Source organism: Nonomuraea spiralis (genome assembly GCF_014648435.1).
Lineage (GTDB): Bacteria > Actinomycetota > Actinomycetes > Streptosporangiales > Streptosporangiaceae > Nonomuraea > Nonomuraea spiralis.
Genome location: NZ_BMRC01000016.1, coordinates 70,232 through 95,747 on the forward strand (window position 1 = coordinate 70,232; position 25,516 = coordinate 95,747).

At 72.4% G+C, this 25,516-nt stretch carries 23 protein-coding genes; 15 read left to right on the forward strand and 8 right to left on the reverse strand.

Going from position 1 to position 25,516, the window contains the following annotated elements:
• Positions 1-18: 18 nt before the first annotated feature.
• The 6 genes from IEZ27_RS33380 to IEZ27_RS33405 form a co-directional block, all read right to left on the reverse strand.
• On the reverse strand, positions 19-1,824 hold the full coding sequence (locus IEZ27_RS33380) for a S9 family peptidase (protein WP_189650901.1): 1,806 nt from the start codon (positions 1,822-1,824) through the stop codon (positions 19-21).
• 40 nt (positions 1,825-1,864) lie between these two features.
• Entirely contained in the window at positions 1,865-2,716 is an 852-nt protein-coding gene (locus IEZ27_RS33385; protein WP_229824591.1) for a glutamate ABC transporter substrate-binding protein, read from the reverse strand.
• Positions 2,717-2,852: 136 nt separating this feature from the next.
• A complete protein-coding gene (locus IEZ27_RS33390; protein WP_189650903.1) occupies positions 2,853-3,770 on the reverse strand; it encodes an amino acid ABC transporter permease in 918 nt (305 codons plus the stop codon).
• Positions 3,767-4,435 carry an amino acid ABC transporter permease gene (locus IEZ27_RS33395; protein ID WP_125633684.1) on the reverse strand — a complete coding sequence of 223 codons (669 nt, stop codon included), beginning with the start codon at positions 4,433-4,435 and terminating at the stop codon, positions 3,767-3,769. Before IEZ27_RS33395 ends, IEZ27_RS33390 begins: the two co-directional genes overlap by 4 nt.
• A gap of 58 nt (positions 4,436-4,493) precedes the next feature.
• Entirely contained in the window at positions 4,494-5,345 is an 852-nt protein-coding gene (locus IEZ27_RS33400) for a glutamate ABC transporter substrate-binding protein (protein ID WP_229824580.1), read from the reverse strand.
• A 25-nt stretch (positions 5,346-5,370) separates the two neighbouring features.
• Positions 5,371-6,126: an amino acid ABC transporter ATP-binding protein gene (locus tag IEZ27_RS33405; RefSeq protein WP_189650905.1), complete on the reverse strand. Its 756-nt coding sequence runs from the start codon at positions 6,124-6,126 to the stop codon at positions 5,371-5,373.
• Positions 6,127-6,263: 137 nt separating this feature from the next.
• Here IEZ27_RS33405 and miaB point away from each other — a divergent pair, with 137 nt between their 5' ends.
• Positions 6,264-7,757, forward strand: coding sequence for a tRNA (N6-isopentenyl adenosine(37)-C2)-methylthiotransferase MiaB (gene miaB, locus IEZ27_RS33410; RefSeq protein ID WP_189650906.1), 1,494 nt, complete (start codon positions 6,264-6,266; stop codon positions 7,755-7,757).
• A 55-nt stretch (positions 7,758-7,812) separates the two neighbouring features.
• Here miaB and IEZ27_RS33415 read toward each other — a convergent pair whose 3' ends face one another.
• Positions 7,813-8,118 (reverse strand): hypothetical protein, encoded by a 306-nt coding sequence (locus IEZ27_RS33415; RefSeq protein WP_189650907.1) that lies wholly within the window; start codon positions 8,116-8,118, stop codon positions 7,813-7,815.
• A 430-nt stretch (positions 8,119-8,548) separates the two neighbouring features.
• Here IEZ27_RS33415 and IEZ27_RS33420 point away from each other — a divergent pair, with 430 nt between their 5' ends.
• From IEZ27_RS33420 to IEZ27_RS33430, 3 genes are all read left to right on the forward strand, one after another.
• Positions 8,549-9,082: a flagellar basal body-associated FliL family protein gene (locus tag IEZ27_RS33420; protein WP_189650908.1), complete on the forward strand. Its 534-nt coding sequence runs from the start codon at positions 8,549-8,551 to the stop codon at positions 9,080-9,082.
• Between the two features lie 82 nt (positions 9,083-9,164).
• Positions 9,165-9,941: an isocitrate lyase/PEP mutase family protein gene (locus tag IEZ27_RS33425; protein ID WP_189650909.1), complete on the forward strand. Its 777-nt coding sequence runs from the start codon at positions 9,165-9,167 to the stop codon at positions 9,939-9,941.
• Positions 9,942-10,095: 154 nt separating this feature from the next.
• The gene (locus tag IEZ27_RS33430) at positions 10,096-10,740 is read left to right on the forward strand and encodes a class III extradiol ring-cleavage dioxygenase family protein (protein ID WP_189650910.1); all 645 of its coding nucleotides are present in this window, start codon (positions 10,096-10,098) and stop codon (positions 10,738-10,740) included.
• Here IEZ27_RS33430 and IEZ27_RS33435 read toward each other — a convergent pair.
• Positions 10,716-11,630: a ribonuclease Z gene (locus IEZ27_RS33435; protein ID WP_189650911.1), complete on the reverse strand. Its 915-nt coding sequence runs from the start codon at positions 11,628-11,630 to the stop codon at positions 10,716-10,718. The genes IEZ27_RS33430 and IEZ27_RS33435 overlap by 25 nt on opposite strands.
• Here IEZ27_RS33435 and IEZ27_RS33440 point away from each other — a divergent pair.
• From IEZ27_RS33440 to IEZ27_RS33490, 11 genes are all read left to right on the forward strand, one after another.
• The gene (locus tag IEZ27_RS33440) at positions 11,629-12,141 is read left to right on the forward strand and encodes a methylated-DNA--[protein]-cysteine S-methyltransferase (RefSeq protein WP_189650912.1); all 513 of its coding nucleotides are present in this window, start codon (positions 11,629-11,631) and stop codon (positions 12,139-12,141) included. The two genes, IEZ27_RS33435 and IEZ27_RS33440, sit on opposite strands and share 2 nt — an antisense overlap.
• A 40-nt stretch (positions 12,142-12,181) precedes the next feature.
• The gene (gene miaA / locus IEZ27_RS33445; protein WP_189650913.1) at positions 12,182-13,087 is read left to right on the forward strand and encodes a tRNA (adenosine(37)-N6)-dimethylallyltransferase MiaA; all 906 of its coding nucleotides are present in this window, start codon (positions 12,182-12,184) and stop codon (positions 13,085-13,087) included.
• Positions 13,088-13,096: 9 nt separating this feature from the next.
• Positions 13,097-13,909: a diaminopimelate epimerase gene (gene dapF / locus IEZ27_RS33450; RefSeq protein ID WP_189650914.1), complete on the forward strand. Its 813-nt coding sequence runs from the start codon at positions 13,097-13,099 to the stop codon at positions 13,907-13,909.
• A gap of 51 nt (positions 13,910-13,960) precedes the next feature.
• Positions 13,961-14,716 carry an SCO6745 family protein gene (locus tag IEZ27_RS33455; protein WP_229824581.1) on the forward strand — a complete coding sequence of 252 codons (756 nt, stop codon included), beginning with the start codon at positions 13,961-13,963 and terminating at the stop codon, positions 14,714-14,716.
• A 19-nt stretch (positions 14,717-14,735) separates the two neighbouring features.
• Positions 14,736-17,012 carry a tetratricopeptide repeat protein gene (locus IEZ27_RS33460; RefSeq protein WP_189650915.1) on the forward strand — a complete coding sequence of 759 codons (2,277 nt, stop codon included), beginning with the start codon at positions 14,736-14,738 and terminating at the stop codon, positions 17,010-17,012.
• Between the two features lies 1 nt (position 17,013).
• Positions 17,014-17,772, forward strand: coding sequence for an SDR family NAD(P)-dependent oxidoreductase (locus IEZ27_RS33465; RefSeq protein WP_189650916.1), 759 nt, complete (start codon positions 17,014-17,016; stop codon positions 17,770-17,772).
• 25 nt (positions 17,773-17,797) lie between these two features.
• The gene (locus IEZ27_RS33470; RefSeq protein WP_189650917.1) at positions 17,798-18,421 is read left to right on the forward strand and encodes a GNAT family N-acetyltransferase; all 624 of its coding nucleotides are present in this window, start codon (positions 17,798-17,800) and stop codon (positions 18,419-18,421) included.
• 82 nt (positions 18,422-18,503) lie between these two features.
• Complete coding sequence (locus tag IEZ27_RS33475; RefSeq protein WP_189651004.1) at positions 18,504-20,897, forward strand: GcvT family protein; 2,394 nt, start codon at positions 18,504-18,506, stop codon at positions 20,895-20,897.
• The gene (locus IEZ27_RS33480) at positions 20,894-22,096 is read left to right on the forward strand and encodes a sarcosine oxidase subunit beta family protein (RefSeq protein WP_189650918.1); all 1,203 of its coding nucleotides are present in this window, start codon (positions 20,894-20,896) and stop codon (positions 22,094-22,096) included. Before IEZ27_RS33475 ends, IEZ27_RS33480 begins: the two co-directional genes overlap by 4 nt.
• Entirely contained in the window at positions 22,096-22,344 is a 249-nt protein-coding gene (locus IEZ27_RS33485) for a sarcosine oxidase subunit delta (protein WP_189650919.1), read from the forward strand. Before IEZ27_RS33480 ends, IEZ27_RS33485 begins: the two co-directional genes overlap by 1 nt.
• On the forward strand, positions 22,341-25,475 hold the full coding sequence (locus IEZ27_RS33490) for a 2Fe-2S iron-sulfur cluster-binding protein (RefSeq protein WP_189650920.1): 3,135 nt from the start codon (positions 22,341-22,343) through the stop codon (positions 25,473-25,475). Before IEZ27_RS33485 ends, IEZ27_RS33490 begins: the two co-directional genes overlap by 4 nt.
• Positions 25,476-25,516: the final 41 nt, after the last annotated feature.

Consider the following 25,516-nt stretch of genomic DNA (forward strand, 5'->3'; position numbering starts at 1 on the left):
CGTCCAGGTATTGCGACATTAACTGAATAGCTGCTGGTAGAAGGCCAGCTCGGCGGCCAGTGCCGCGACGCGTGTTTCCAGCCGGCGAAATCCGTGGGATTCGCCGTCGAAAGCCAGATAAGTGCAGGAGACTCCGCGCTCGGACAACGCGTCGGCGAAGGCCGTCGACTGCTCGGGCGGCACCACCGGATCGTCGAGCCCCTGAAGGAGCAACATCGGGCAGGACACGCCGTCGACCAGGCCGAGCGGCTCCCTGGAAGCATAGACGGCCGGGTCGTCGCCGACGAGCCACTCCACGTAACGGGACTCGAAGTCGTGGGTGTGCGCCACGAGGGGGGCCAGCGCGCTGACTCCGTAGTAGGACACCCCGCCCGCGAACACGTCGGACCGGCAGCAGGCGGCCATCACCGTCCAGCCGCCCGCGCTGCCGCCGCGCACCGCGATCCTGGCCGGGTCGGCGAGGCCCGAGTCGGCCAGCCAACGCGCGGCGGCGACCGTGTCGGCCACGTCGACCAGCCCCCACTGGCCTCTGAGCCGCTCCCGGTAGGCGCGGCCGTAGCCGGTGGAACCGCCGTAGTTGACGTCGAGCACGCCGATGCCGCGCGAGGTCAGGAACGCCTTCTCCAGGTCGAGCGCGGTGTCGGAGTGGGCGGTCGGCCCGCCGTGCACGAAGACCACGTACGGTGCCGGCTCCTCGCTCACCTGGTGGAGGAAGGCGTGGACCGGCCGCTCGCCCGGCACCACGACCGCGCGCGGATCGGGCACCCCGGACAGGTCGGGCAGGCGTTCGGCGGCGCGCATGAGCGGCTCGGCCCGGCCGGAGGCGACGTCGACCCGTACGACCGAGCGCGGCGTCCTGGCCGCGTGGCCGATCCCCGTCACCGTCATGCCGTCGGCCGCGAGCGCCGCCTGCCAGCCCGCCCAGGGCACGTCGAGGTCGTGAAGCGCTCCCGTGGCCGGGTCGAGCACGCCCAGCCGCAGGTCGCCGCGCCCGTGCAACACCGCGAGCCGCCCGTCGCCGAGCACGGTGTACGGCGCCCCGCCGAGCTGCCACGGCGGCTGCGTGAACTCCTCCTCGGCCGGGCACAACGCCCGGGCCTGCCCGCCGTCGAGGCCGCACTCGTGGAGGTTCCACCAGCCGGAGCGGTCGGAGACCAGGTAGAGGGTGTCGTCGTCCTTCCACGCGGGCGAAAGAACGGACTCCGTCTCGCCGCCCAGCAGCGTGCGGGCCTGCCCGTCGCGCAGCCGGACGACGCGCAGCTCGGTGCCGTCCCAGGGCATGCGGGGGTGGTTCCAGCAGACGTAGGCCAGGTGGGCGCCGTCGGGGGACAGGACGGGCGAGGCGTAGAAGTCGTGGCCGGAGGCCCGCTCGCGGGGCTCGCCGCCGGCCAGCGGGATCGACACCACCGAACGGGTGATCTTGCCGTGTCCGTCGTGCTGCTCGCGCACCGCCCAGACCTCGTCGTCGCGGACGGTGAGGTCGGCGTATCTGGAGCCCTCGGTGGTGAGGGGTTTCGGTCGGCCGTTTTCGCGGAGAATGTACAGGCGCTGATCGGCCAGGCTGGTGAAGACCACCTCGCCGGCGGGCGTCACGGCATAGGGACGGCCGCCGTACTCGTGCACCCGGGTGCGGGCGCTCCAGGGCGCGGGCAGCAGGTCATGGCAGGTGCCGTCGGCCTCGCGGCGGACGATCGCGGTGCGGCCGCCCTCACCGGGACGGTCCTCGGTCCACCACACCCGGCCGCCCTCGGCGACGGGCCAGCCGGGACGCAGACCGGCCGCGGCCACGTCGTGGGCGGAGATGGGGGATGGCCAGAAAGGCATACTCGCATCCTGCCGGAAGATCGGGGGCCGTGGGGCGCGATCAAGAACATCTCTCGGGCGGCGGCATCGTCGTGGGCAGCCTGAGCCCGGTCTCGCCGAACCATTTGCGCAGCAGCCGGGTGGCCGTGCCGTCCCGCCACATCTCGGCCACGGCCTGGTTGGCCGCCTCGCAGGTCTCGATGTCGCCCTTTTTCAGGCCGATGCCGTACAGCTCGTCGGTGAAGGGGTCGTTGAGCAGCCGGAACAGGCCGGGGACCTGCTGGGCGAAGCCGGCCAGGGTCAGGTCCTCGGTGGAGACCGCGTCGAGCTCGTTCGCGCTGAGCTTGCGTACGCAGTCGGAGTAGTTGGCCGCGGGCACGGCCACGACGGGCAGGTCGAGCTTGCCGTCCGGCGGCGGGTCGGCGACCCGTTTGAAGGAGTTGGAGCCGGGCACCTGGCACACGCGTTTGCCCCGCAGGTCGTCGACCTGGTGGATGTCCGGATTGCCGGCCAGGACCATCGTGTCCTGGTGCACGAGCACGTACGGACCGGCGAAGGTGACCTTGGGGCGGCGTGCCTCGGTGATGGAGTAGGTGGCGAACACCATGTCCACGGTGCCGTTCTGCAGCAGGGCCTCGCGGCCCGCGGCGGGCGCCTCCCACCAGGTGATGTGCACGGGCCGGCCGTCGGCCAGCTTGGCGACGACGTACCGGGCGACGTCCACGTCGAAGCCCTCGGGGTCGCCCGTACCGACCTTCAGGCCCAGGCTCGGCTGGTCCCACTTGGTGCCCACGACGACCTGGCCGGTGCCCCTGATCTTGCCCAGGACACTGGAGTAGGCGCCCCCGCCGCCGCACGCGACCGGTACGGCGATCGCGACCGCGCCGGCCAGCACCACCGCGACTGCACGCATCCGCACGGACAGGAGTCTGTGCGCTGGAGGGCCGCGGTGAGCGGGTCGGCGGGCCGCGTCGGCGAAGATCTTGAGCTTTCTTTACGGGACGGCGGCGGGCTCGGGTGCCCGCCGCCGTCCCCGCCGTTCTCGCCGGTCACTCCACCGGGATGTCGGGCGCCATGCCGCCGCCCTCGGTGCCCTGGCCGGTGGCGACGCCGACGGCGGCCGAGCCCGGGGTGGCGATCGGCCGCGCGGAGGTCTTCCTGCTGCGCCGGCTGCGCCGCTCCAGCCACGTGGCCAGGTAGCTCAGCGTCATGTTGAGCGCCACGTAGATGATGCCGATGACGATGGCCGCCGGGATCAGCGAGCCGAAGTACGCGGCCGGCAGGATCTTGAACCCGGTGTTGAGCAGGTCGACGTAGGCGATGATGTAGCCGAGCGCGGTGTCCTTCAGCAGCACCACGAGCTGGCTGACGATCGCCGGCATCATCGTCGTGACCGCCTGCGGCAGCAGCACCATGCGCAACACCTGGCTCTTGCGCATGCCCACCGCGTACGCGGCCTCGGCCTGCCCCTTGGGGATGGCGTGCACGCCCGCGCGCACGATCTCCGCCAGCACCGAGCCGTTGTAGAGCATGAGGCCCAGCACGACCGAGATGAAGGCGTAGTCGCCGCCACCGGCGATCGTGGGCGCCAGGTAGAAGATGAAGAAGATCAGCAGCAGCAGCGGGATGGCCCTGAAGATCTCCACCACCGCGGCCGCCGGGACCCTGATCCAGGCGTGGTCGGAGAGCCTGGCCAGGCCGAAGACCGCGCCGAAGACCAGCGCGAGCGCCGCCGCGGCGACCGCCGCCTTGAGCGTGCCGAGCAGGCCGGGCAGGATGAACTCCTGCCACACCTCGGCCGTCAGGAACGGCTGCCAGATCTTGCCTTCCCACTGGCCCTTGGCGTCGAAGCCCCGGTAGACGAAGTACGCGGCGGCCAGGACCGCCACGAGACTGATCGCCGTCAGCAGGTGGTTGCGCAGCCGCGCGCGCGGCCCGGGGGCGTCGAACAGGACGGATGCGCTCATCGTGCCACCGCCAGACGCCGGGCCAGCCAGCCGGAGAGGAAGCCGACCGGCATGGTCAGCGCCATGAAGGCCACGACCACCCCGAGGAAGATCGGGATCGAGGCGCCCGTGGTGTCGAACGTGAGCTTCATCTCGGCCGCCACCTCACCGGCGAACCCGCCGGCGACGGCCACCGTGGTGTTCTTGATCATGGCGATCATCACGCTGCCCAGCGGCGCGACGACCGAGCGCAGCGCCTGCGGCAGGATGATCATCCGCAGCGTCTGCATGAAGGACAGGCCGATCGCCCTGGCGGCCTCCGCCTGCCCCATCGGCACCGTGTTGATGCCCGAGCGCACCGCCTCGCACACGAACGCCGCCGTGTAGACCGACAGGCCCATGGCGACGATCCAGAAGGAGTTCGTCCGCGGCACGTCGGAGAAGATCAGGCCCAGCTGGTCACTCAGGCCCAGCGCCGAGAACGCCAGCACCAGGGTCAGCGGGGTGTTGCGCACCACGTTCACATAGACCGTGCCCACCGCGCGCAGCACGGGTGTCGGGGAGACCCGCATCCCGGCCAGGACCGTCCCGAGGATGAGGGAGACGACCGCGGCCACGAGCGAGAGCTTGATGTTCTCCAGGAAACCCAGCGCGAGGTTGGGGAGGTACTTGATTAGTTCGTCCATCGTGCTCCACCGCATAGAGCGGCGGCGGCCGGGATCCCGGCCGCCGCCTCTGGCGTGACTAGCTGCAACCCTCGGCCGGGGGCGCGGTCTCCGACAGCTTCAGGCCCTGGATGCCGCCGAACCACTTCTCCAGCAGCTGCTTCATGGTGCCGTTCTCCCACAGCTTCTTCACCGCGGTGTTGACGGCCTCACACGTCTTGCTGTCGCCCTTCTTCAGGCCGATGCCGTACTTCTCGTCCGTGAAGCCCTGGCCGAGCACCTTGAAGTTGCCGCCGGCCTGCTTGGCGAAGCCCGCCAGGATCAGGTCGTCGGTGGTGACGGCGTCGAGGTTGCTGCCCGACAGCTTCTGCACGCACTCGGAGTAGTTGGCCGCGTCGACGGTGGTGGCGTCGATGTCGAGCTTGCCGTCCGGGGGCGGGTCGGTGACGCGCTTGTAGGAGTTGGAGCCGGCCGCCTTGCAGATCTTCTTGCCCTTGAGGTCCTGCGGGGCGTTGATCGAGGCGTCGTCCTTGCGGACCATGATGTCCTGGTGGGCGATCACGTACGGGCCGCCGAAGGAGACCTTGGCCTTGCGCTCCTCGGTGATGGAGTACGTGGCGAAGATGATGTCGACCGTGCCGTTCTGGAGGAAGGGCTCGCGGTTGGAGGAGGCGGACTCCTTCCACTCGATCTGGGCGTCCTTGCCGCCGTTCATCTCCTTCAGCACGGCCTTGGCGACGTCGACGTCGAAGCCCTCCGGCTCCGACCCCTTCTTCAGGCCCAGGCTCGGCTGGTCCCACTTGGTGCCGACCACGATCTTGCCGCCGTCCTGGACCTTCTCCACGACGCTGGCGTAGGTCTTGTCCCCGCCGCAGGCGGCCAGAGCGGCGAGCATGCCCGCAGCCGTGACCACCGCTCCCAAACGACGCATGTGCATGTATACCTGCCTCAAAATCTCAGTGCGTGAGGATCTTCGAAAGGAAATCACGCGCCCGGTCGGTCTGCGCGTTGGTGAAGAACTCGTCGGGGGTGTTCTCCTCCACGATCTGGCCGTCCGCCATGAACACCACTCGGTTGGCGGCCCGGCGGGCGAATCCCATCTCGTGCGTGACGACCATCATCGTCATGCCGTCACGTGCCAGCCCGATCATCACGTCGAGCACCTCCTGGACCATTTCCGGGTCCAGCGCGGAGGTCGGCTCGTCGAACAGGATCATCTTCGGGTCCATCGCCAGCGCTCGCGCGATCGCGACCCGCTGCTGCTGGCCGCCGGAGAGCTGGGCCGGGTACTTGTCCGCCTGCGCGGCGATGCCCACCCGTTCCAGCAGCTCCATGGCCCGCCTGTCGGCCGCCTGGCGATCCTGGCGGCGCACCTTGATCGGACCGAGCGTGACGTTCTCACGGATGGTCTTGTGCGCGAACAGGTTGAAGGACTGGAACACCATGCCGACCTCGGACCGCAGCTTGGCCAGCCCCCTGCCCTCCTCGGGCAGCACCTGGCCATCGAACACGATCCTGCCGCCGTCGATCGTCTCCAGGCGGTTGATCGTCCGGCACAGCGTGGACTTCCCACCGCCCGAAGGGCCGATGACCACCAGAACCTCGCCACGAGAGACGGTCAAGTTGATGTCCTTCAGGACGTGCAAGGCCCCGAAGCGCTTGTTGACGCCCTCCAACAGAACTAGTGGAGTGGCGTCGCCGTTCTCCGTCATGGACCAAAACGGTAGAGGTCATTAAGGCGCTGGTCACTAACCAGGTGGTACCGATCCGGTCACATCGTGCCGTCAAGCTGGTGTTTTAGACGCCGGCGGCTGTCGCGAGCCGGACAACGACTACCCTTGAACCTGCCATGACTGTGACCCAGGAGAGCGCCCGCACGTACGAAGTGCGCACATACGGGTGCCAGATGAACGTGCACGACTCCGAGCGCCTTTCCGGCCTGCTGGAGGACGCCGGCTACGTGCCGGCCCCCGACGGCGAGACGGGCGACGTGGTGGTGTTCAACACGTGCGCCGTGCGGGAGAACGCCGACAACCGCCTCTACGGCAACCTCGGCCACCTGCGACCGGCCAAGACGAGCAATCCGCGCATGCAGATCGCGGTGGGCGGCTGCCTGGCCCAGAAGGACCAGGGCGAGATCGTCCGCAAGGCACCGTGGGTCGACGTCGTCTTCGGCACCCACAACATCGGATCTCTGCCGGTGTTGCTGGAGCGGGCCCGCGTGGCCGGCGAGGCCCAGGTGGAGCTGAAGGAGTCGCTGGAGGTCTTCCCCTCCACCCTGCCCACCAAGCGCGAGTCGGCCTACGCGGCGTGGGTCGCGATCTCGGTCGGCTGCAACAACACCTGCACGTTCTGCATCGTGCCGTCGTTGCGCGGCAAGGAGAAGGACCGCCGGCCCGGCGACGTCCTGTCCGAGGTCCGCACCCTCGTCGGCCAGGGCGTGCTCGAAGTCACCCTGCTCGGCCAGAACGTCAACACCTACGGCGTGGAGTTCGGCGACCGGCTGGCCTTCGGCAAGCTGCTGCGCGCCTGCGGCGACATCGAGGGCCTGGAGCGGGTGCGTTTCACCTCGCCCCACCCGGCCGCCTTCACCGACGACGTGATCGCCGCCATGGCCGAGACGCCCAACGTCATGCACCAGCTCCACATGCCGTTGCAGTCGGGCTCCGACCGCGTGCTGCGGGCCATGCGCCGTTCCTACCGCGCCGAGCGTTACCTCGGCATCATCGAGCGCGTACGCGCCGCCATGCCCGACGCGGCCATCTCGACCGACATCATCGTCGGCTTCCCCGGCGAGACCGAGGAGGACTTCCAGGCCACCCTCGACGTCGTCCGCCAGAGCCGCTTCGCCAACGCCTTCACCTTCCAGTACTCCATCCGCCCCGGCACGCCGGCGGCCACCATGGAGGACCAGATCCCGAAGGAGGTCGTCCAGGAGCGTTACGAGCGCCTGGTGGCCCTTCAGGAGGAGATCTCCTGGGAGGAGAACAGGAAGCAGGTCGGGCGCACGCTGGAGGTGCTGGTCGCCGAGGGCGAGGGGCGCAAGGACGACGCCACCCGCCGCCTGTCGGGCCGGGCCGCCGACAACCGCCTCGTGCATTTCGCGGTCGGCGAGGAGACGCCCAGGCCCGGTGACATGGTCACGGTCGAGGTCACCTACGCCGCCCCCCACCACCTGGTCGCCGACGGCGCCGTCCGCGACGTACGGCGCACGCGGGCCGGTGACGCCTGGGAGGCCCGCCAGGGCGCCCCGGCGAAGGGTCCGGGCGTGCTGCTCGGCATGCCGTCCGTCGGCCGCCCGCCGGCTCCCGCCCCCGTGGCCGACGCCTGCTCGGCCCACTGACCTTCCGCGTTCCCGCACCCCGCCGCCCGTTCCGGACGGCGGGGTGTCTCATGTGTCAGCGGGTGAGGCGGTCGAGGAAGCTGTAGCACGGTTGCCGCCGGAAGTCGTCGAACGTGGCGCACGGATCGGGCATGCCCTGCCGTACGGGCGGCTCCGGCGCGGGGGGCGCGACCCGGTCCGGTTCCGGGACGGAACGTTCGCGGGGCGGCGGCTGCGGCGACACGTGCGGAGCCGGACGGTGGACGGCGGCCCGGCGCGGCGGACGCGGGGACGCGACGAGCGGCGGACGCGTGGGAACCGCCCTGGGGGAGACGGCCACGGCCCTGGCCGACGGCGGAACGCCCGCCACGGGCGTGGCCACGACGGGCTCGCCGGGCGCCGGTACGGCTTCGAGCCACCCCGGGGTCCACCCCGGGGTCCACGGCCCCGCGGAAGGGGTGGGCGGCGTGACGGACGGCCCGTCCGCCGGCGGGACCGCGGCCTGCGAAGGAAAATACGATCTTGGGATAAGCGGTGTTTCCTGATCGAATTCACGATTGCTTTGCGGGCGCGATTCCGAAGGCCCGGCGAATGCGAGGAATATCCCGAGACCGGCCGTGACGAGTACCCCGGCCGCTCCGGCCGCGGCGCCCAGGCGAGGACGGCCACCTGCGCAAACAGATCTTTGGGGGGACAAGTCGTGATTCCTTTGTGATTGGTGTGCGAGCATTCCGCTGATGCGGCTAGTGTGGTCCATCACCCGCGGAAGCCGGCGAGCTTTCCCCGATACGACCGCAGGGAGCTGCACCACCATGCATGATCCGACCGAACCGGATCGTCAGGAGATCCTCTCCGGGCCGGGCCCGTCCAGAAGGGCCCCCGGCAGGAACAGGAAGACCGTCCTCATCGCCGCCTCGGCCCTCGTCGGTGTGCTCGCGGCGGGCGGCGCCGGCTATTTGCTGGCCGCCAAGCCCGGCCAGGGCACGCAGCAGGAGCAGGGCGCCGGGCGGCCGTCCCCGGCGCGGAGCGGCGGCGACGAGGTGTTCGACGCCGACGAGGAGGCCACCATGGGCGACGCCACCACAGACGCCCCCGACGACGCCTCCACCGACGACGGCCTGCCCACCGACGGTTCCGACGACTCCGCCATGGGCGACGCGGTCACGGACGGCGGTTCCGACCCCGCCGCCAAGGGGTCCACCGGCTCCGACGGCGGCACGACCCAGACGGGCACCGGCAAGAAGCCGACGACCCCGTCCAAGGCCCCGCAGCAGCCCGACGCGGACCTGCCCGCCGACGGCCCGGCGGGCGAGCTCAGCGGGCAGTGCGCCAAGAGCGGCTGCTGAGCCGCCGGCCGCCAAGTGGCTCGCTCCTTCCGGCCGGTATTGGACCTGCTGGAGAGCCGGGCGGCCTCGTAGGGTTCCGGGCATGACGACTGACAGAGCGGCCACTGACAGAGCTGCCACTGACAGAGCTGCCACGCTGCGCCGGCTGCACGTGCCCGGCAGCCCGCTGATCCTGCCCAACGTCTGGGACGCGGCCTCCGCGCGCGCCGTCCAGGAGGCCGGGTTCCCGGTGGTGGCCACCGGGAGCGCGGCCGTGGCCCGCGTGCTGGGGTACGCCGACGGCGAGCGTACGCCGGTCGCCGAGATGATGGCGGCCGTGGCCCGCATCGCCGCGGCCGTGGACGTGCCCGTGACCGCCGACGTCGAACGCGGCTACGGCCTCGCGCCGCGGGAGCTGGCCGAGCGGCTGGCCGAGGCCGGGGCCGTGGGCTGCAACGTGGAGGACTCCGACCCGCGTACCAAGGAGCTGGTGGACGCGGGGGCGCAGGCGGAGTTCCTGGCCGGGCTGCGGGCGGCCGCGGGCGCGGACCTGGTGATCAACGCGCGGGTCGACACGTACGTCACCGGTCTGCGCGACCGGGCGGCGGCGGTGGAGCGCGGGCGGCGCTACCTGGAGGCGGGGGCCGACTGCGTGTACCCGATCACGCTGGAGGACGAGGACGAGATCGCCGCCCTGGTGACCGAGGTGGGCGGGCCGGTGAACATCCTGTTCAGGCCGAAGGCGCCGTCGTACGCGCGGCTGGCGGAGCTGGGGGTGGCCCGGATCAGCTTCGGCGGCGGGCTGCACCAGGCGGTGCACGCCTACGCCCAGGGGCTGTTCGCCGGGGTCAGGGACGGCCGCGACCCCTACGCCGGCTGACTCGGAGGCGACGGCCGAGATCTCCGCGCCGGCTGACCCCTGAGTGGCCGGCGATCCCCGCGCCGGCTGACCCCTGAGTGGCCGGGCGGGATCTCCGCGCAGGTCGACCCCCTGAGCGACCGGGGGCGGGCGGGGGCCGCGTACGCTTGCGCTCGTGCTTGTCGCCGCGGCCGTCTGCCCGCAAACCCCGCTGATCGTGCCCCGGCTCCCCGAGCTTCGCGCGGCCTGCCTGACCGCGGTCGCCGCACTCCGGGACGCCCGCCCCGACCTGCTGGTCGTGGTGGGCGGCGCGGAGACGACGCGGGCCTACGACGGCGCCGCGGCGGGCAGCCTGCGGCCCTGGGGGTTCGACGTCACCGTGGGCGAGGGCCCGCCCGTGCTGCCGCTGTCCCTGACCGTCGGCCGCCTGCTGCTGGACGGCGAGCCCGTCCCGGCCCGGTCGGTCGCCCACGACGCGACGCCGGCCGAGTGCCGGGCGATCGGCGCGGAGCTGGCCGCCGCGGGCAGGGTGGCGCTGCTGGTCATGGCCGACGGCTCGGCCTGCCTGACCCCGCGGGCCCCGGGCCGGTACGACGAGGCGGCCGGGCCGTACAACGCCCTGGTCGCCGGGGCGGTCGGTCAGGCGGACGCGGCGGCGCTGGCCGCGCTCGACCCCCGTGAGGCCGACCGGTTGTGGGTGACCGGCCGCGCGGCCCTGCAAGTGCTGGCGGGCGCGGCCGAGGGGACGGCGCTGACCGGCCGGCTCCTCATGGAGGCCGCCCCCTACGGCGTGGGCTACTTCGCGGGCGTGTGGACCTGACGGCGCGGCACCGGGATTTTCATCAGGTCGCGCGCGGTGACGACCTCGCCGTCGAAGCTGCGCCGCACCTCCTCGACGAAGGCCGGCTCCTCGGCGAACCCGTAACGCTCGGAGAAGTGCGTGAGCACCAGCCTGCGCACACCCGCGTCGGCCGCCACCACCCCCGCCTCGAACGCCGTCAGGTGCCCGTACTCCTTGGCCAGCGCGCTCTCCGCGGACAGGAACGTCGACTCGATCACCAGCAGGTCGGCCCCCGAGGCCAGCTCGAAGACGGCGTCGCACAGGCGGGTGTCCATGACGAACGCGGCGCTCTGCCCCGGCCTGGGCTCGCTGCACTCGGCGAGCGTGACGCCCCGGACCGAGCCGGTGCGCTGGAGCTCGCCGACCTCCGGGCCGCGGATGCCGTGGCGGGCCAGCCGGTCGGGCAGCATGCGGCGGCCGTGCGGCTCCTGGACGCGGTAGCCGTAGGACTCGACGGGGTGCGACAGGCGGCGCGCGATGACCGGGCCCACCCCGGCCAGCTCGCCGGAGACCGGATGTTCCTCGATCACCGAGGTGTCGGCGAACGCGGCCGCGTGCCGCAGCCTGCGCCAGTAGGTCTCGCCGGAGGCGGGGAAGAGCGCGCGCACCGGGTGGCGCACCCGGTCGCGGGCGATGCGCTGCACGACCCCCGGCACGCCCAGGCAGTGGTCGCCGTGGAAGTGGGTCAGGCACAGCCAGTGGACGTCGTTCGCGCTCAACCCGGCGTGCAACATCTGCCGCTGTGTGCCCTCACCTGGGTCGAAAAGGAAGCCTTGACCGTCCCAGCGCAGAAGGTACCCGTTGTGGTTACGGTGTCGGGTGGGCACCGCGCTGGCGGTGCCGAGCACCACGAGTTCACGTGAGGACATGATGACCACGGTCGCCTACGCCGAGGTGCCGACGCCGGTCGGCCCGTTCGTCCTGGCCGTCACCGAGCAGGGGCTGGTCGCGTCGGGATGGGGATCCCGCGCGGGACTGACCGGCAGGCTCGGCCTGGCTGAGGTTCATGATGCGGATCGTACGGCCTCAGTGGTCGGCGAGCTGAATGCTTATTTCGCGGGCGAGCTGCGCGACTTCACCACGCCCGTGGACTGGCGGCTGATGACGGGGTCGCGGCTGCAGGTGCTCCAGGCCCTGCACCGGGTCCCGTACGGGAAGGCGGTCACGTACGGCGAGCTGGCCCGGCGGGCCGGGTCGAGCGTGCCCGCCCGCGGCATCGGGTCGATCATGGGCTCCAACCCGATCCCCATCATCGTGCCCTGCCACCGGGTGGTCGCGGGCAACGGGCTGGGCGGGTTCAGCGGCGGCGTGGGCGTGGAGACCAAGCGCTGGCTGCTGACCCACGAGGGATACCTGCAGCCGACGCTCCTCGACCTGTAGTTGGTCCGGCCACTACCGGACAGTTGACACACTGGTCGGTGTGCGCCAGCAGCCAGTCATCGCCGTCGTGGGCCCCACGGCGGCCGGGAAGTCCGACCTCGCCGTGGATCTCGCGCTCCGGCTCGGGGGCGAGTGCGTCAACGCCGACTCCATGCAGCTCTACCGCGGCATGGACATCGGCACGGCCAAGCTCACCCCCGCCGAGCAGCGCGGCGTCCCCCATCACCTGCTGGACATCTGGGACGTCACGGTCACGGCCAGCGTCGCCGAGTACCAGCGGCTGGCCAGGGAGCTGTTCGCGAAGATCGACGTCCCGGTGCTGGTCGGCGGCAGCGGCCTCTACGTCCGGGCCGCCATCGACGACCTGGAGTTCCCCGGCACCGACCCGGTGATCAGGGCCCGGCTGGAGGAGGAGCTGGCCGAGCGCGGCCCGGCCCCCCTCTACGAGCGGCTGCGCGAGCTCGACCCGGCGGCCGCCGCGGCCATCCTGCCGAGCAACGGCCGCCGCGTCGTGCGCGCGCTGGAGGTGATCGAGCACTCCGGCCGGCCGTTCTCGGCCACCATGCCCTCCTACGACGCCGTCTACCCGAGCGTGCAGATCGGCCTGGAGGTGCCGCGGCCCGTGCTGGACGAGCGCATCGAGCTGCGGGTCGGCCGCATGTGGGCGGCGGGCCTGGTCGGCGAGGTCCGCGAGCTGCTCGGCCAGGGGCTCGCCGAGGGCCGTACGGCGGGCCGCGCGCTCGGCTACGCCCAGGTCATCCGGTTCCTTGCGGGGGAGTGGAGCGAGGAGCAGGCGTTCGCCGAGACGGTCAGGGCCACCAGGCGCTTCGCCCGCCGCCAGGAATCGTGGTTCCGCCGCGACCCCCGGGTGCGCTGGCTCCCGTACGACGCCCCCGACCTGCTTGAACGCTCCCTTGCGCACATCGCGGAGCCGGGTGCGGCATAAACTCAGGCAATGCGGTTTCTCAAGGGGCACGGCACCGAGAACGATTTCGTCATCCTGCCCGATCTCGACGACGGCCTCGATGTGTCGGCCGCGCTCGTGGCCAAGATCTGTGACAGGCGGGCCGGGATCGGCGCCGACGGCGTGCTCCGGGTCGCCAGGACCAAGCAGCACGCGGAGGTGGCCCAGCACGCCGAGGTGGCCGAGTGGTTCATGGACTACCGCAACGCCGACGGCAGCGTCGCGGAGATGTGCGGCAACGGCGTACGCGTCTTCGCCCGCTACCTGCTCGACGCCGGTCTGGTGGAGGGCACGGAGTTCGTCCTGGCGACCAGGGGCGGCCCGCGCAGGGTCCGGTCCGAGCCCAACGGTGACATCACGGTCGACATGGGCAGGCCCTCCGTGCTCGGCGAGAGCACGGCCAGCGTCTCCGGCCACGAATACCCCGGCCTGCGCGTCGACATGGGCAACCCCCACCTGGCCTGCGCCATCGGCGACCCCGTCGTCCAGGTCGACCTGAGCCACCAGCCCGGCTTCGACACGGGCGTCTTCCCGGCGGGCGTCAACATCGAACTGTTCAACCCGGTCGGCGTCAGCCGCGTGGTGATGCGCGTCTACGAGCGCGGCTCGGGCGAGACCCGTTCCTGCGGCACCGGCGCCGTGGCCACCGCCGTGGCCGCCGCCCACCTGTCCGGCGACACCACCGGCACCTGGACCGTCGAGGTCACCGGCGGCACGCTGACCGTCATCCTCGACGAGGACACGAGTTACCTGTCCGGTCCGGCGGTGATCCTGGCCAGCGGCGAGCTGATGCTTGCAGAATGATGTTCTCCTGAGCGATGCTGGGTCCACTTCCCGAACCGAGAAGGGGTGGAGATGGCGGACCCACGTACCACGGCAGTGCAGGTCAAGGCGCCCATCGGCCAGTACGGCGGTGGCTTCATGGTCTCCCGCGAGGCCAAGGCCCTGTGCGAGGAGCACGGGCTCGGCCCGCGCGAGCTGTACTTCCGCGGGCGCTGCGGGGTGCTCGGCGAGTGCCACGCCGACGTCGTCACCTCGGTCGCGGTCTTCTTCCCCGCCGCCCACGTCGAGGAGAGCTGGAACGGCGGCAGGAAGATGCACGTCGAGCGGGCCGTGGAGCTCTACGCCGAGGCGTGCAGGCAGTGGGGACGGCGCAAGCTCGGCGGCCACGACGGCTGCGCCAGGATCGCCGAGCTGCTCGAACCCGTCGTCGCCCAGGCCTCGCCGGTCGGCGCGCCGCTGTTCGCCGGCTGGCGGGCGGTGCCGCTGCCGGACGACCCGCCCGCGCGCGCCGTCCAGCTCATGCACGTCCTGCGCGAGCTGCGCGGCGGCCTGCACGCCAACGCCGTGCTCGCGGCCGGCCTGGACCCCCTGGAGGCCACGCTGGCCGCCACCCACGACGCGACCCCCTTCGGTTACGCCGACGGCGTGACGATCGCCAGGTTCTTCACCTGGCCCGAGCCCTACCCCACGCCCGGTCCCGAGGTCGTCGCGCGGCGGGCCGAGGTCGAGGAGACCACCGACGACCTGATGGCGCCGGTCTTCTCGGTCCTGCGTGACAGCGAATCGGACGAGCTGATCGAGCTTCTGCGTTTTGGGCACGCTCGTTGACCTGGCAGACTGACTGCCCATGGACGTGGACATCTGGGCCTGGGTCGGCGAAACCCAGCAGCAGCTTTCCGAGGCGGGCAACGTTGGCCTCGCCATGGCGCTGGGAGACCTTCCCGCACAGGCCTACGAGGGCCGGTATCCGCAGCTCGACGTGATGGCCCCGGCCATCGCCCAGCAGGCCGAGACGCTGGAGCTGCCCTGGCTGGAGTTCTACGCCCGCTACTGGCACCTGATGGGCCGGATCGGCGACCGGGCCCAGGGCGCGGTGGCCATCGACGACGCGCGGCAGCTCCTCACGTTCGCCCAGCGCGAAGACGTGCGTGAGTGCCCGGCCACGCCGGCCGCCGTCGAGGCGATGGCCGTCGTGTGGGCCAACACCGACGGTCCCGGCTACGCCGGCGAGCGCCTGGAGACGGTGGCGGCGTTCCTTGAGGGGATGAGCCCGGAGCGGCCGGCGTTCTGCGGCCTCGTGACCCAATACGTATCGGCGCTCATCGACGCGGGCCGGGCCGAAGAGGCCGTCACCTACGCCGAGTCCGCCGTCGAGCGGCTGCGCACGGCCGGTCGCGAGGCGAGCTGGGAGCTCGGCGCCGAGGGCGCCCGCGCGCTGCTGGCCGCCGGCCGCGCCGACGACGCGCTGGCCGCGCTGCAGGCCGCAGCCGACTTCACGCCCGACGACCCGCCCGCCAAGGCCCACCGCGAGGGTGTGCGCCGCGCGCTCATCCTGGCCGAGCTCGGCCGCACTGCCGAGGCCGTCGACGCGCTGCCCGACCTCGACGTGGTCGGCGAGCACCCGCGGGTCTTCGTCGAGTGGTCGCGCGCGGTCAACAAGCTGGCCGGCTCCTCCCAGATCACCAACACCTGGCAGCTCGGCCGCGTGCTGCGCCAGTGGATCGACTACTTCGGCATGATGGGCGGCTACCGCGCCCGCGTCGAGCTCGCGCTGGTCGCGGGCGAGCTGGCCCTCGCCAGGAAGGGTGTGTGGCAGGCCCGCCTGCTCGCCGACCTGGCCGACTCCGGCGCGGCCGAGCTGCGCGAGACCGGCGACCTGGCCGAGCGCATCGCCGGGCTGCGAGCCGCCGCCGACGCCACGTCCGAGCCCGAGGCCCCCGGGCCCCTGCCGGAGCGGGTCGGGCTCTTCGACGCCGCCGACGGCTTCAACGCCGACCCCGAGAAGTGGGTGGGCTGGCTCGCGCCGCTGTCCGGCGAGGACCTTGAGGCGACCCGCCGCCACACCACCACGCTCGGCTTCCTCGGCTTCCCCGCCGCGGGCGCCGACATCTACTGGAAGCTGCTGGTCGACTCCGGCGACACCGCCGACGCCGACCCCGACGACGTGGCCTACCTGACCACCCTGCTCATCGAGGCCCGCCAGGACGAGCGGCTGGAGCAGATGGCGGCGCTGCTGCCGCACGCCGCCCAGTACCTCGCGCTGGCCAGGCTCCACAGCGCCCGCGAGCGCTGGCAGGAGACGCTCGACGCCGCCGAGCACGCGGTCGCCGCCGGGGCCGGCATCGAGGCCAGGCGCCTGCTGTCCGGCGCCGCCCAGCAGCTCGACCACAACGACAGGGCCGCCGGCGTGCTGCTGGAGGTGCTCGACGAGCTGACCGACGAGGACACCTGGCGCATGGTCGTCATGGCCACCTCGGCGGAGGACTGGGACACCGTCCGCAAGGGCGCGGCCAAGATCGGCATGCCGATCAAGTCCAAGCAGGGGCCGATCGAGGAGGAGATGGGCCTGATCAGGCTGATCCTCCCGGCGCCCGACGGCGGCCAGCGGCAGGTGTTGTCCATCCGTACCGGCCCGGCCACGGCGCGGCTCGCGCTGCCGCAGCCGCGCGGCATGGACTACAACGCGGGCGACCTGGTCGTGTTCGACCCGCAGTTGCTGGAGCCGGTCCCCGAGGACCCGCAGGAGCAGCAGAACTTCGTGCCGCCGTTCGCGGCGGTGCGCATCCTGCGGCCCGGCGGCTACACCAGCTACTTCTTCGACGGCGCCGCGCCGAGCGAGGAGGACTGGGCGGAGTTCACCGAGGTCATGGCCGAGCGCGGCTGGCCGATGTGGGTCTACAGCGACGAGAACTACACCGTCACCCACCCGACCAGCGGCGAGTCGCTGCCGGGCGTGTTCGGCTGGGTCGCGGTGCCGCCGGACGTTTCGGCGGCCGAGGTCGACGCCCTGCTCGACGACGCCACCGAGCGGTGGGTGCACCCGCTGGCCTGGCTCGACCTGGCCCGCGAGATCGACGTCGAGATCGAGCGGCACGAGCGCATCGTCAAGGAATACGGGCTCTGACGTGCTGGAGCGCTTCAGCCTCGACGGCAAGGTCGCCATCGTCACGGGCGCGTCGTCGGGGCTGGGCGTGGCCTTCGCCCGCGGGCTGGCCGAGGCCGGCGCCGATCTCGTGATCGGCGCCCGGCGCGCGGACCGGCTGGAGGAGACCAGGCGCCTGGTCGAGGAGACCGGGCGCCGCTGCCTGGCGATGCCTACCGACGTGGCGGTTCCGGAGGAGTGCGACGCGCTGGTCGCCGCGGCCGTGGCCGAGTTCGGGGCGGTCGACGTGCTGATCAACAACGCGGGGGTCGGCACCGCCGTGCCCGCGGTGCGCGAACGGCCGGAGGAGTTCCGCCGGGTGGTGGAGATCAACCTGCACGGCACCTACTGGATGGCGCAGGCGTGCGCGCGGGTGATGCGGCCGGGCTCGTCCATCGTGAACGTCGGCAGCATCCTCGGCGAGACCACCGCCGGGCTGCCGCAGGCCGCCTACAGCGCCTCGAAGGCGGCGGTCGCCGGGCTCACCCGCGACCTGGCCCAGCAGTGGACGGCGCGGCGCGGCATCCGGGTCAACTGCCTGGAGCCGGGGTTCTTCGGCTCGGAGATGACCGAGCAATATCCGCCCGGCTACCTGGAGCAGATGCTGGAGCTGCGGGTGCCGATGAAGCGGGCGGGGGAGCCGTCCGAGCTGGTGGCGGCGGCGGTCTTCCTGGCCAGTGACGCCTCTTCGTACGTCACCGGGGTGACGCTGCCCGTGGACGGCGGGATCCTGATCACCTAGAGGTGCGTCCAGTACGTTGTCGGGAATGACCGCCCCCTTCGTACGTCCGTACCGTCCCGCCGATCTGGCCGCCGTCTATGACATCTGCGTGCGCACCGCCGACGCCGGTGGCGACGCCCGCGGCCACTACGCCTCCGATCTGCTCATGGGCGACATCTTCGCCGTCCCGTACGTGACCCTGGAGCCCGAGCACGCCCACGTCGTGGACGACGGCGCCGGCCAGGCTGTCGGGTACGTCCTCGGCACCGCGGACACCGCGGCGTTCGTCCGCCGCTACCGCGAGGAGTGGATCCCGATGTCGGCCGCACGCTGCCCCCTGCCCGCCGATCCGCCGGTCACGGCCGACGACCTGATGCTCGCCCTGCACCACCGGCCCGAGCGCATGCTGCTGCCGGAGCTGGCCGGGCACCCGGCCCACCTGCACATCGACCTGCTGCCCGGCTGGCAGGGCAAGGGCTGGGGCCGCCGGCTGATGAGCTCGTTCGTCGACGGCCTGCGGGTGGCCGGGGTGGCCCGGCTGCACCTGGGGATGGTCAGCACGAACGTGTCCGCGCGGGCCTTCTACGACCGGCTCGGGTTCGCCGAGCTGGCGGTGGCCGTCGCGGGGCCGGTGACGTACCTGGGGCGGGACACCTCGCCGCTCGGCTAGCTCTTGTCCCTGAGGATCCGGGGCCTTATGTTCGTTGCGTAGTCCGGTGCGTGTTGCGTATTAAGGAACAACCGGAGGCGTGATGGGTCGGCCGCGCGTGGTCATCATCGGAGCGGGGATCGTGGGATGCGCGGTCGCCGACGAGCTCACCGAACGCGGCTGGACCGACGTCACCGTGGTCGACCGGGGGCCGCTGTTCGCCGCGGGCGGCTCCAGCTCGCACGCCCCCGGCCTGGTCTTCCAGACGAACCCGTCCAAGACCATGACCGAGTTCGCCGCCTACACCGTGCGCAAGTACACCGCGCTGGGCGAGCGCTGCTTCCGGCAGGTCGGCGGCCTGGAGGTGGCCACCACCCCCGAACGCTGGACCGACCTGCACCGCAAGCTCGGCTGGGCGCAGTCGTGGGGCGTCGAGGCCCGCCTGCTGGACGCCGGTCAGTGCGCCGAGCTGTGGCCGATGCTCGACCGCGGCAGGGTGCTGGGCGGCCTGTACGTCCCCAGCGACGGCCTGGCCGGAGCCGTGGCCTGCGGCGAGACGCAGGCGGGGCGGGCCACCGGACGCGGGGCCCGCTTCCTCGGCGGGCACACCGTGACGGGCGTCGAGCAGAAGGGCGGCCGGGTCACCGGCGTGTCCTGCACGGTCGCGGGCGAGTACCGGACGATCCCGGCCGACGTGGTCGTGTGCGCGGCGGGCTTCTGGGGCCCCTCGATCGGGAAGATGGCCGGGCTGACCGTGCCGCTGCTGCCGCTGGCCCACCAGTACGCGAAGTCCGGCCCGCTGCCCCCGCAGCCCGAGGGCCCGATCCTCCGCCACCAGGACCGCGACCTGTACGTCCGGCAGCACGGCGACCGCCTCGGCATCGGCTCCTACGCCCACCGCCCGATGCCGGTCGCCCAGCACGAGATCGCCCTCAAGGGCACGACCATGCCCTCGGTGCAGGCGTTCACCGAGGAGGACTTCGACCCCGCCTGGCGTGACGCCGCCGAACTGCTGCCCGCGCTGGCCGAGTCCAAGTACGAGGACGGCATCAACGGCGTCTTCTCCTTCACCCCCGACGGCTTCCCGCTGATCGGCGAGGCGCCGAACCTGGACGGCTTCTGGCTGGCCGAGGCCGTGTGGGTGACGCACTCGGCCGGGGTGGCCAGGGCGGTGGCCGACCTGCTGGTGACCGGCCGGTCGGAGGTGGACCTGCACGAGTGCGAGCTGGCCCGCTTCGAGCAGGCGCAGCTCTCGCCCGCGTTCGTCGAGGAACGCGGGCGGCAGAACTTCGTCGAGGTCTACGACGTCATCCACCCGTTGCAGCCCATGGAGTCGCCGCGCCCGATGCGGACCAGCCCGTTCCACCCCCGGCAGGTGGAGCTGGGCGCGTTCTTCCTGGAGGCGGCCGGGTGGGAGCGGCCGCACTGGTTCGGCGCGAACGAGCCGCTGCTCGCAGGCATGGAGGAGCCGCGCGTCGGCGCCGCACCCCGGGACGCGTGGGCGGGCCGCTACTGGTCGCCCGTCGCCGCCGCCGAGGCGTGGGCCACCCGGGAGCGGGTCGCGCTCTACGACATGACCTCGCTCAAGCGCATCGAGGTCGGCGGCCGGGGCGCGGCGGCGTTCCTCCAGCACATGACCACGAACAACGTGGACAAGAGGCCCGGGACGGTCACCTACACGCTGCTGCTGGACGCCCGGGGCGGCATCCGTTCCGACCTCACGGTGGCGCGGGTGGAGGAGGACCGGTTCCAGATCGGCGCGAACGGCAACCTCGACCTCGACTGGCTGGCCCGGCACGCCCCCCACGGGGTGCACATCAGGGACATCACGCCCGGCACCTGCTGCGTCGGCGTGTGGGGACCACAGGCGAGGGAGCTGTTGCAGGGCCTCACGGACATGGACCTGTCCAACGAGGGCTTCCGCTACTTCAACTGCCGGTCCGGGTACGTCGGCCAGGTCCCGGTCCTCGCGATGCGCGTCTCGTACGTGGGCGAGCTGGGCTGGGAGCTCTACACCAGCGCCGACATGGGCCTGAAGTTGTGGGACACGCTCTGGGCCACCGGGATGCCGGTCGCGGGCGGCCGGGCCGCGTTCAACAGCCTGAGGGTGGAGAAGGGGTACCGGCTCTGGGGGGTGGACATGACCACCGAGCACGACCCGTACGAGGCCGGGCTGGGGTTCGCGGTCAAGGCGGACAAGGACTTCATCGGCCGCGACGCCCTGTCCACCGAGCCGGTCCGCAGGCTCGTGCCGCTGCTCAGCGCCGAGGTGGTCATGGGCAAGGAGCCGGTCTCGCACGCCGGCCGCGTCGTCGGGTACGTCACCAGCGCCGCGTACGGGCACACCGTCGGCCGGCCCATCGCCTACGCCTGGTTGCCCGCCGAGCTGGCCGGGCCTGGGACAAGGGTGGACATCTCCTACTTCGGCCGCCGCGTGCCCGCGGAGGTCGCCGCCGAGCCGTTGTACGACCCCCAGATGGAGAAGATCAGACGTTGACCCACCCCGGCTTCCTCTGGCGCAACCCCGACCCCAGGCCCGCCTATGACGTCGTCGTCGTGGGCGGCGGCGGGCACGGCCTGGCCACCGCCTACTACCTGGCCAGGAACCACGGCCTGACGAACGTCGCCGTCCTGGAGAAGGGCTGGCTGGCCGGCGGGAACATGGCCCGCAACACCACCATCATCCGCTCCAACTACCTGTGGGACGAGAGCGCGGCGATCTACGAGCACTCGCTGAAGTTGTGGGAGGGCCTGAGCGCGGAGCTGGACTACGACCTGATGTTCAGCCAGCGCGGCGTGCTCAACCTGGCGCACACCCTGAGCGACGTGCGCGAGGGCAGGCGGCGCGTCAACGCCAACCGGCTCAACGGCGTGGACGCCGAGTGGCTGGACGCCGACGAGGTCGGGAAGTTCTGCCCGGTCGTCAACGTGTCCGGCCGGGCCCGGCATCCCGTCCTGGGGGCCACGTTGCAGCGGCGCGGCGGCATCGCCAAGCACGACCACGTGGCGTGGGCGCTGGCCCGCAAGGCGGACGCGTACGGGATCGACCTGATCCAGGGCTGCGAGGTCACCGGGTTCGAGATCACCGGGAACCGGGTGACGGGCGTGCGCACCTCGCGGGGACGCATCGCGGCGGGCACGGTCGCGCTGGCCGCGGCCGGGCACACCTCCGTCCTGGCCGAGCGGGCCGGGCTCCGGCTGCCGCTCCAGTCGCACCCGCTCCAGGCGCTGGTGTCGGAGCTGCTGGAACCGGTGCTGGACTGCGTGGTCATGTCCAACGCCGTCCACGTGTACGTCAGCCAGGCGCACAAGGGCGAACTGGTCATGGGGGCGGGCATCGACGCGTACAACTCCTACGGGCAGCGCGGCGGGTTCCACGTGATCGAGGCGCAGATGGCGGCGGCCCTGGAGCTGTTCCCGGTCTTCAGCCGGGTCCGCGTGCTGCGTACCTGGGCCGGGATCGTCGACGTCTCGCCCGACGCCTCCCCGATCATCGGCGCCACCCCCGTGGACGGCCTCTACGTCAACGCGGGCTGGGGCACCGGCGGCTTCAAGGCCACCCCCGGCTCCGGCTGGGTGTACGCCGACACGATCGCCAACGGCCGGCCGCATCCGCTCGCCGAGCCGTTCGCGCTGGAGCGGTTCACCACGGGCGCGCTCATCGACGAGCACGGCGCGGCGGCGGTGGCCCACTGATGATGCTCATCGACTGCCCCTGCTGCGGCCCGCGCGACGAGAACGAGTTCCACTACGGCGGCCAGGCCGGCGTCCCCTACCCCGAGAACCCCGCCGACCTGTCCGACCAGGAGTGGGCCGCCTACGTCTTCCTGCGCGCCAACCCCAAGGGCTGGTTCCGCGAACGCTGGTTCCACACGCACGGCTGCCGGACCTGGTTCGCCGTCGAACGGCACACGGTCACGCACGAGATCAGGAAGGCGCCATGAGGTTCACCTTCGACGGCCGTACCCTCCAGGGGGCACCGGGCGACACGCTGGCCGCCGGGCTGCTGCGCAACGGGGTGCGCGTGGTCGGCCGGGGGGTGGAGTCGGGCCGTCCGCGCGGCGTCTTCTCGGCCGGCCCCGAGGAGCCGAACGCCCTGGTCCGCGTGGGCGCCGACCCGATGCTGGCGGCCACGACCGTGGAGCTGTACGACGGGCTGGAGGCGTGGAGCCTGCGCGGCAAGGGCCGGGTGGACCTCGACGCGGCCGACGACCGCCGTTGCGACAAGGGGTACCTGCACTGCGACGTGCTGGTGATCGGCGGCGGCCCGGCCGGGCTCGCGGCGGCCACAACGGCGGCGGCGGGCGGCGTCCGGGTGATCCTGCTCGACGACCAGCCGCGCCTGGGCGGCGACCTGCTGAACAGCCGGGTGCTGCTCGACGGCGCGCCCGCGCTGGACTGGGCGGACTCGCTCGACCTGTCCGGCGTGCGGGTGCTCACCAGGACCACGGCCGTCGGCCACCACGACCACAACTACGTGGTGGCCGTGGAGCGGCGGGCACGCGGCGAGCGGCTGTGGCACATCAGGGCCCGCCGGGTCGTACTGGCGACCGGCGCGCACGAACGTTCGCTCGCCTTCCCCGGCAACGACCGCCCCGGCGTCATGCTGGCCGCCGCCGCCCGCGCCTACGCCAACCGGTACGGCGTGCTCCCCGGCCACCGCGCGGTGGTCCTGGCCTGCGCAGACTCCGGCTACGAGGCCGCGCGGGACCTGCGGGCGGCCGGGGTGGAGATCGCCGCGATCGTCGACCCGCGCCCCGAAGGGCTGACCCCCGCCACGCTGGCCGGGCAGGTGGTGACCGGCACCACGGCCGGCGCGGACGGCGTGCTGACCGGCGTACGGGTGGGGGACCGGCACATCGAGGCCGACCTGCTGGCCGTCGCGGGCGGCTGGAACCCCGCCGTGCACCTGTTCAGCCAGTCGGGGGGACGGCTGCGCTTCGACGACGGCCTCCAGGCGTTCGTGCCGGACGTCTCGGTCCAGGCCGAACGCTCCGCGGGCGCCTGCCGCGGCCTGTACGGCACCCGCGAGGCCATCGCCGACGGCCACGCCGCCGGACGGGAGGCCGCCGGATCGGCCGCCCGCGAGCTTCGCGTCCCCGACTGCGACGAGCGGCCGCCCCGGCCCCCGGCCAAGTTGTGGCTGGTCGAGGGGGATGACGACGAGCCCGCCTTCGCCGACCTGCACCGCGACGTGACCGTGGCCGACCTGGCCAGGGCGACCGGGGCCGGGATGCGTTCGGTCGAGCACGTCAAGCGCTACACCACCGCGGGCACCGGCGCCGACCAGGGCAAGACGTCGGGCGCGGTCGTCGTCGGCGTGATGTCGGCCCTGCTCGGGACCGCTCCTGGGCAGGTGGGCACGACCACGTTCCGGCCGCCGTACACGCCGGTGTCGTTCGCCACGCTCGCCGGGCGCGACCGCGGCGCGCTCTCCGACCCCGTCAGGACCACCGCCATGCACGCCTCGCACGTCGCGGCGGGCGCCGTGTTCGAGGACGTCGGCCAGTGGAAGCGCCCCCGCTACTTCCCGCTGGACGGCGAGCCGATGGAGGCGGCCGTGCTGCGCGAGTGCCGGGCCGCGCGCACGTCCGTGGCCGCCATGGACGCCTCCACCCTCGGCAAGATCGACATCCGGGGCGCGGACGCGGGCGTGTTCCTCGACCGGATCTACACCAACATGTACTCCACGCTGGCCGTCGGCGCCTGCCGCTACGGCCTGATGTGCCGGGCCGACGGCATGGTGTTCGACGACGGCACCACGACCAGGCTGGCCGAGGACCGCTACCTCATGACCACGACCACCGGCAACGCCGCCGCCGTGCTCGACTGGCTGGAGGAGTGGCGGCAGACCGAGTGGCCGGGGCTCGACGTCTCCTTCACCTCGGTCACCGACCACTGGGCGACGGTGGCCGTGGCGGGCCCGAAGGCGCGCCGCGTGCTCGCGGCCGTCGCGCCCGGCGCGCTCGACCTGGCCTTCATGCGGTACGCGGAGACGGACGTGCTCGGCGTGCCCGGCCGGGTGTTCAGGATCAGCTTCTCCGGCGAGCTGGCCTACGAGGTCAACGTGCCCTGGCCGTACGGGAGGGCGTTGTGGGAGGCGGTGCTGGAACTGGGCGCGGTGCCGTACGGGACCGAGGCCATGCACGTGTTGCGGGCCGAGAAGGGGTTCGCGATCGTCGGCCAGGAGACCGACGGCACGGTCACCCCGCACGACCTCGGCATGTCGTGGATCGTCTCCGCGCGCAAGCCCGACTTCGTGGGCAGGCGCTCGCACGCCCGCCCCGACACCGCCCGGGAGGGCCGCAAGCGGCTGGTCGGCCTGCTCGCCGACGACCCCGCGACGACGATCGAGGAGGGCGCCCAGCTCGTCAGGGGTGAGCCCGGCGTCGCGCCCATGCTCGGCCACGTGACCTCCGGCTACGCCAGTGCCGCGCTGGGGCGTACGTTCGCGCTGGCCATGGTCAGGGACGCGGTGCCGGGGGACCGGCTCACGGCCGTGTCGGGGACGGCGGCGCACGACGTGACGGTCGTCGAGCCGGTCCTGTACGACCCGGACAACACCCGCCGCGACGGCGACCTGGACAACACCCGCCGCGACGGCGACCCGTTGGAGGGCGCGCCGGTCGGACCTGGCGGGTCCCTCACGAGGGGGAGCCCGGCCGCCGCGTTCGCCGGGCGGTTCGCGGCGGCGAGCGGGCCGTCCGTACGGCTGCGCGAGGCGGCGTTCGAGCCGATGTGGGAGGTGCGGGGCGCCGACCCGGGCGTCGGGCTGCGGCTGGGGTCGTCCTGGTGGCTGGTCGCCGGGGAGGCCGCGCCGGGCCCGGACTGGGTGGACGTCTCGGGGCAGCGGACGATCCTGGAGTTGTCGGGGCCGGCGGCGCTGGACGTGCTGATCACCGGCTGTCCCGTGGACCTGCATCCCGGCGTGTTCCCGGGGCACGCGCAGACGCTGCTGGGGAAGACCTCGGTGATCCTGGAACGGCGGGCGCCCGACGTCTACCGGATCCACGTCAGGTCGTCGTTCACGTCGTACCTGGCAGAGTGGCTGTTGGACGCCATTTTGGCGTTATAAGGCCATTTAGGGGTACTCGCTATACCTAGACTTTACGAAAA

Excerpts from the sequence above, each read along its gene's own strand:
- IEZ27_RS33380 (WP_189650901.1), bottom strand. The coding sequence starts at position 1,824 with ATGCCTTTCTGGCCATCCCCCATCTCCGCCCACGACGTGGCCGCGGCC.
- IEZ27_RS33385 (WP_229824591.1), bottom strand. The coding sequence starts at position 2,716 with ATGCGTGCAGTCGCGGTGGTGCTGGCCGGCGCGGTCGCGATCGCCGTA.
- IEZ27_RS33390 (WP_189650903.1), bottom strand. The coding sequence starts at position 3,770 with ATGAGCGCATCCGTCCTGTTCGACGCCCCCGGGCCGCGCGCGCGGCTG.
- IEZ27_RS33395 (WP_125633684.1), bottom strand. The coding sequence starts at position 4,435 with ATGGACGAACTAATCAAGTACCTCCCCAACCTCGCGCTGGGTTTCCTG.
- IEZ27_RS33400 (WP_229824580.1), bottom strand. The coding sequence starts at position 5,345 with ATGCGTCGTTTGGGAGCGGTGGTCACGGCTGCGGGCATGCTCGCCGCT.
- IEZ27_RS33405 (WP_189650905.1), bottom strand. The coding sequence starts at position 6,126 with ATGACGGAGAACGGCGACGCCACTCCACTAGTTCTGTTGGAGGGCGTC.
- miaB (WP_189650906.1), top strand. The coding sequence starts at position 6,264 with ATGACTGTGACCCAGGAGAGCGCCCGCACGTACGAAGTGCGCACATAC.
- IEZ27_RS33420 (WP_189650908.1), top strand. The coding sequence starts at position 8,549 with ATGCATGATCCGACCGAACCGGATCGTCAGGAGATCCTCTCCGGGCCG.
- IEZ27_RS33425 (WP_189650909.1), top strand. The coding sequence starts at position 9,165 with ATGACGACTGACAGAGCGGCCACTGACAGAGCTGCCACTGACAGAGCT.
- IEZ27_RS33440 (WP_189650912.1), top strand. The coding sequence starts at position 11,629 with ATGATGACCACGGTCGCCTACGCCGAGGTGCCGACGCCGGTCGGCCCG.
- IEZ27_RS33435 (WP_189650911.1), bottom strand. The coding sequence starts at position 11,630 with ATGTCCTCACGTGAACTCGTGGTGCTCGGCACCGCCAGCGCGGTGCCC.
- dapF (WP_189650914.1), top strand. The coding sequence starts at position 13,097 with ATGCGGTTTCTCAAGGGGCACGGCACCGAGAACGATTTCGTCATCCTG.
- IEZ27_RS33455 (WP_229824581.1), top strand. The coding sequence starts at position 13,961 with ATGGCGGACCCACGTACCACGGCAGTGCAGGTCAAGGCGCCCATCGGC.
- IEZ27_RS33460 (WP_189650915.1), top strand. The coding sequence starts at position 14,736 with ATGGACGTGGACATCTGGGCCTGGGTCGGCGAAACCCAGCAGCAGCTT.
- IEZ27_RS33470 (WP_189650917.1), top strand. The coding sequence starts at position 17,798 with ATGACCGCCCCCTTCGTACGTCCGTACCGTCCCGCCGATCTGGCCGCC.
- IEZ27_RS33475 (WP_189651004.1), top strand. The coding sequence starts at position 18,504 with ATGGGTCGGCCGCGCGTGGTCATCATCGGAGCGGGGATCGTGGGATGC.
- IEZ27_RS33485 (WP_189650919.1), top strand. The coding sequence starts at position 22,096 with ATGATGCTCATCGACTGCCCCTGCTGCGGCCCGCGCGACGAGAACGAG.
- IEZ27_RS33490 (WP_189650920.1), top strand. The coding sequence starts at position 22,341 with ATGAGGTTCACCTTCGACGGCCGTACCCTCCAGGGGGCACCGGGCGAC.